We start from the raw sequence: 5,209 nt of genomic DNA, 5'->3' as shown, positions 1-5,209 counted from the left end.
GGGCACACCAAGGTTCGGTCGCCGTGGCCATGTTGGACGCGTCGCATCCGGTCGTGCAGCTCGGCGTAGCCCAGCACCCGCATCTGATCGGCCGGGAGCGGGCCGCAATGGCTCTGGTGCTTCACGATCACGTCGTCGCCATCGGGGTAGTCGAACGTGTAGCCGTCCTTGGTGGTGACGATGTAGGCCACGCCGTCACCGGAGGGGCGGATCTTGTCGATGACACCCCAGCCCACGACGACGTCACCCGCGTGGACGTCCCAGATCGTTTCCAGCATCCAGCCGTTCTTCTGCGAGAACCGCGCGGGCAGGACGCCCCGGGTGACCTCGCCGCAGTCCCCGCAGGCCACCATGTAGTGGGTGTTGTCGTCGTCAACCCCGACCGGCCTCGGCGCGACCTCGCCGTAGTGCGGCGAGTCCTTCGGGAGATCCTTGGACTCCACGGTGTTCTCACCGCCGCAGGACGAGCACGCGAACATGACATCCTGGAAGAACGCTTGCAGGGCCAGGTTTTCCTGCTGACGGTACGGGTTGCCGGTGGGCGCGATGATCAGGTCCATGCTGATGCCTCCGGGGTTGTCGCGAGCGGCGGTTCGGCGATCACTTGGCTGATCGGGGCGGCCCGCCGGGACGCCGCTCGCGCTCCACCTCGGCCAAGGTCACGAAGTCCTGCGGGACGCGTTCGGGGCGGACGTACAGCTCGGGATGGCGGATGCACTCGCTCCATCGGAAACTGGGATCGCCGGGCACGACCTTCAGGTAGTCCCACTTGACCACCATGTCCACCAGGTCGGCGGCTGCCTCGGTGAGGGCGAATCCTGCGGCCGCGAACACGTCCCGAGTGAGGACGTCCTCGGGCTGTCCCAAGTCCGCGATCAGCTCGGGGCCGACACCGAGGCCATGCAGAACGTGGCCGAGCAGCGTGAACGGCTCGCCCTCGGCGGTGAAGCAGGGCGGGTGACGGGTGCCGTCCGTCCACACCACGATCCTGTCGCCGTGCTCGGCGATCACCAGTTCCAGCCGGTCGTGCAACTCGGCGTAGCCGAGCACACCTGTGGCCGCTTCAGCGGTCTTCAAGTCGGTGTCGGCGGTCTCATCGGTCGTGGGGGCGTCGTGCCCGATCCATTTGCTGCCGGGGATTGCATGGAGCTTCCACTCATCCCGCAATGGGTTCATGATCATCACGGCGTCGTTCGCCCCGTGGTCGAACTCGAATCCGCCCTCGATGACGACCGAGCACTTGTCGGGATTCGTGCTGGACGGCCGGATGTCGTCCACGACACCCCAGCCGATGACGCACTGGCCCGCCCGCACCTGGTGCACGAACAGCGTCTCGACACCACCACCGGAGCAGTAGGCCTCAGGCGGGAAGCCGTGGCTGACCCGCCGGCAGTCCTGACACATGACCCGGTAATGGACGCCGCTGGGAACCTTCTCCCTGTAGTGCGGCGAGAATTCCGGGAGAAGACTGGTCTGCACTGTGTTCTCACCCCGGCAGTACACGCACGCCCACGTGACCCACCGGTAGAACGCTTGGTAGGCGAGGACTTCCTGCTCGCGGTCGGGGTCATCGATCGGGTCGAAGAAGAATTCCATGGCTGTGCCTCCACTCTGGTCCTGCGTCACGGCTCAGCTGTGCGGCGTCGTGCGGCGGGGAGGAGCGGGATGTCGTTCATGGCTGGTCTCCGTTCGTGCTCAGGCGCAGGAACGCCTTCACGGCCGTGATGTTCTTGGCGATCTCGACGGTTTCGCGTCGCTCGGCCAACGCCCGGTCCAGCCAGTCGTCGGCCAGGGAGTCACCGACGCCGAGCACGACGTCGTGGCCCAGCTCCCACAGGACGACGTTCACGGTCAGGCACGCGACAGCCAGCTCGTCGATATCGACCGCGCACCACCGGACTGTGGTGGGGTCGCCGCCGTGAGCGCGCATCGCTTCGGCCGCGCTGCGGAGCAGGCCACCGGTGCCGACGGCGGGTTCGAGAACGGTGCCGCCTTCCGCCGGTGGCAGGAGTTGGGCGATGGCGTCGGCGAGGTCGGGCGGGGTGTAGATCTGGCCACGGACGCCCTTGGAGACATCCGGGCGGAAGATGGCCAGCAAGGGCCCGAACACGTCGGTGTCTCGTCGGCGTGGGGTGCCGGTGAGCGAGAGCAGGCCGGCGGTGACCGCAGCGTCGGACACGGCTTTGGCGGCGGTGACGGTGTTCTCGGGCAGTGGTTGGCCGCTGTGCCAGACCGAGATCAGCGGCCACGCGCGGTTGACGAGGTCGGGCCGGTAGGTGATGAAGATCGCCCACTGGGCGCGGATGATCTCGATGAACCGGTCGAGGGGAACGGACTGCAGGGCGGTGGCGGTCCAGTCGCGTTCGTCGTCGGGTGGGGACAGCATGGACAGGGCGGCGACGACGGAGATCGGCACCTCGATCGCGCCGGAGCCGTGGTCACGGTGCCAGCGGCGGGCGACAGCCTCGGCGATCGCGGCGGCGTGTTCGTGAGGGTTGTTCGGGAACGCGCGGCCGGTGTCGGGCGCGCGGTTCGTGGAGGGTGTCATGATCGTGTTCCCGACGCGTGAGGGCGACGGAGCACGGTCGTCGTGACGGTGTGGGCTGGCGGAGCCACCCGAAGGTGTTCGCACGCCCCGCCAGCCATCACACAAAACCCGCCTGAAAGGAGGGCAGCGGCCAGCGTAGTGCACGTGGGGCGTGCGCCGCTCGGTCCGGGAGCCGTCGGTCGACCGTGGTCCGTGCCGAGGTTTCAGCCGACGACGAAGGTTCCGGGGTGCAGCTCGGTGATCTCCCGGTGCGGGAGGGTCTCCCCGGGATAGGGCATGTGGATCACCAGGCGGCCGGCGAGGTCGCCCTCGGCGTCGTCGGGGATGCGCCGCACGGTGAAGCAGAACGCGCCCCGGGGGTCGCCGACGCTCACGGACAGGGTCAGGGAGTCCTGTTCGTCGTTGGCGAGGATCGCGGCGGAGTTGGCCCAGGACAGCGGCACCCGTTCGGGTTGGTGTGCCTGATCGTCGCCGTCTGCTGCCGGGCAGTCGAGGCCGGTCGTGTCGGATGCGTAGCCGTCGACGGTTTCCAGCAGGTCCTCACCGCAGAGGACGCACCGGTGGGACGCGTCGTTGGGCGCGAAGGTGAGGGCGATGTCCGCCTCATCGTCGAGGAACTGAGCTTCTCGGCCGCTGACGGTCAGCAGAAAGAACATGGCGAACACCCCCGTCAGGCCGTGAACTGCAGCGCGTGGCCGCAGTCGGGGCAGGCGATGTAGGCGCGCTCGCGGTCGTCGTCGGGGACCCGGGCCTGTCCGGTGACCGAGGGCCGGTCGAAGCCGGTCGTGGTCTCGGAGTGCAGCAGCCAGCCGAAAGTCACCTGCCACTCGTGGCCGTTGGCGCACACGCCGTCCGCGCAGTCGTAGTCGGCCCACTCGGCGAGGTCGTCCACGGTGCTGCGGTAGACCGTCGGCGAGTGGAACAGACCGCCGTCACCGCTGATGGTGATCATGAGGTCGCCCAGCTCGCCGCCAGCCGAGAACACGACGAACCCGATCTCGTCGGACAGGACGTTGTTCACGGTGCACGTGTTGTGCTCCCAGCACGTGCCGTCGCCGTAGAGGCCGACCGGGGCGGTTCCGGTGCGGTCCTTGGCCCACAGGGTGAGCACTTCGGCGGTCGGGTAGCGGTGGTCTTGCTCGTCCATCCACTCGCGGAGGTCGTCGGTGAGGTGCTCGCTGTACTCGCCACGTTCGTCGATCCATTCCTGGGTGTCGACGCTGAGCCAGCCATCGCCGTCCGCCCATGCGGTTACCATTACGTCAGCCATAACGCACGCTCCAGTCATGCTGCGAGGTTTTGTGTGAGCCGGCAGGTGTTGCGGGGTGCGAATCCCAACCTGTCGAGCTACTTCAAATGTACACCCGCCTCGCGGATATTCCATACCCCTTTCGGGTTACATTTCCCAATCTCACCGATCAGACAAACGATCACCATCGAGAAAACGAAAGCCGGCAGCCGACAAAAGCGGCGAACACTTCATCAATCGGCAGTCAACAGATCCTTCAAGCTCCTCCGAGGGAATTTGAGAACATAAATAGGCAACTAAACCACCAGGAGTTTTATTGTTCATAATTCGAAGGTCCGCCGCCGCGATCCGACTGTTCAGGTGCTTGCCAGCCACCGAGTCTGACGTCACCCGGGAACCCTCCAAGTAGTGGCCCACCTGCATAGACGCGCCGTCGAGGGGGTTCCTGCCTAGAGGGAAGTCCGGTTGGTGCCCCGGTTGGCATGTCGGCGGGAACCCCGGTTGGACTCATTCCGACCGCGCCTCCGACGTCTGGAGGGCGCCGGCGAGGGCGACCGTGTCCGCGTCGGGTTTCTCGTCGATCTCGCCGAGTTTCGCGGAAAGAAGGTCGAGCGTTCGAGGGATGGCGTCGCGCTGGCCGGACTGGGCTTGTGTTCGCATTATCTCACGGTAGGCCTCCTCGGCGTAAGGATCGATCCCGCGAATGCGTTCCAGCAGCTTCAGCCGCACGCCGGGATCTTTCTCGGATCGCGCGAGGGTGTCCAGCGCGTCGAGCATGTCTCGACGGATTGCTTCTCGTGGGGCGTCCAACCACAGCGTCGATATGTCCTCGGCCAGGTCGCCTCGATAGGCCTCAAGGAAGAAGGCCGTTTCCTGGCGCCGGCCTTCGGCGCTCGACAGGCGGGCGATCGCCGCGCGTAGGCGGGCGTAATCGGTGTCGACGGACTCGGTGTCGAGGCGGTACCGGCCGCCGGTGTTGGCCACGAGGTTGGTGATCTGCCCGTCGGTCGCCGTGGCCATCGCCTTGCGCAGCGTGGACAGGGTGTAGTGCAGGTTGTTGTAGGGGCGCTCGGGGTTGGCGTCGGGCCAGATGGCCTCGTTGAGCGCTTCGCGGCGGACGCCGTCGGGATGGCAGGCCAGGAAGGCCAGCAGCTCGCGGTGTTTGGGGGTGGTGACCGAGGTGAGGTCCACCGGCGCGCGCCGGCCGGTGTAGGTGATGCGGATGGCGCCGAACACCTCGAGGAGCACGTGCGGCCCGGTGTCGGTGCTGTTGGCCGGGTGCTCGGCGGGCGGCTGCTCGACGCGGGCCGGGGCGGGTGGTTCGGCCGCGGCGGTGAACAGCGTGAGCAGGTCGGCGGTTTCGTGGGCTGGCAGCGTGAACAGCCGGGTGTCGAGCAATTCCGGCGCGTCGC

General features: G+C 67.1%; 6 protein-coding genes. All 6 read right to left on the bottom strand.

What is annotated here, in order from left to right:
- Nucleotides 1–560, bottom strand: a 560-nt coding sequence (locus ACIG5F_RS49125) for a hypothetical protein (RefSeq protein ID WP_396527266.1), incomplete at its 3' end; no start/stop codon positions are given.
- A gap of 40 nt (nt 561–600) precedes the next feature.
- Complete coding sequence (locus ACIG5F_RS49120) at nt 601–1,596, bottom strand: hypothetical protein (protein WP_396527265.1); 996 nt, start codon at nt 1,594–1,596, stop codon at nt 601–603.
- A 76-nt stretch (nt 1,597–1,672) separates the two neighbouring features.
- Nucleotides 1,673–2,548: an N-6 DNA methylase gene (locus tag ACIG5F_RS49115; RefSeq protein WP_396527264.1), complete on the bottom strand. Its 876-nt coding sequence runs from the start codon at nt 2,546–2,548 to the stop codon at nt 1,673–1,675.
- Nucleotides 2,549–2,751: 203 nt separating this feature from the next.
- On the bottom strand, nt 2,752–3,204 hold the full coding sequence (locus ACIG5F_RS49110; RefSeq protein WP_396527263.1) for a hypothetical protein: 453 nt from the start codon (nt 3,202–3,204) through the stop codon (nt 2,752–2,754).
- Between the two features lie 14 nt (nt 3,205–3,218).
- Nucleotides 3,219–3,806, bottom strand: a complete 588-nt coding sequence (locus ACIG5F_RS49105; protein WP_396527262.1) for a hypothetical protein — start codon at nt 3,804–3,806, stop codon at nt 3,219–3,221.
- A gap of 498 nt (nt 3,807–4,304) precedes the next feature.
- Nucleotides 4,305–5,209: BTAD domain-containing putative transcriptional regulator (locus tag ACIG5F_RS49100; protein ID WP_396527261.1), on the bottom strand; the 905-nt coding region annotated here is incomplete at its 5' end.

It is taken from the genome of Kutzneria sp. NPDC052558, assembly GCF_044547355.1.
Lineage (GTDB): Bacteria > Actinomycetota > Actinomycetes > Mycobacteriales > Pseudonocardiaceae > Kutzneria.
Note: the sequence above shows the minus strand (reverse complement) of the source record. Positions and strands in the feature narration are given on the sequence as shown.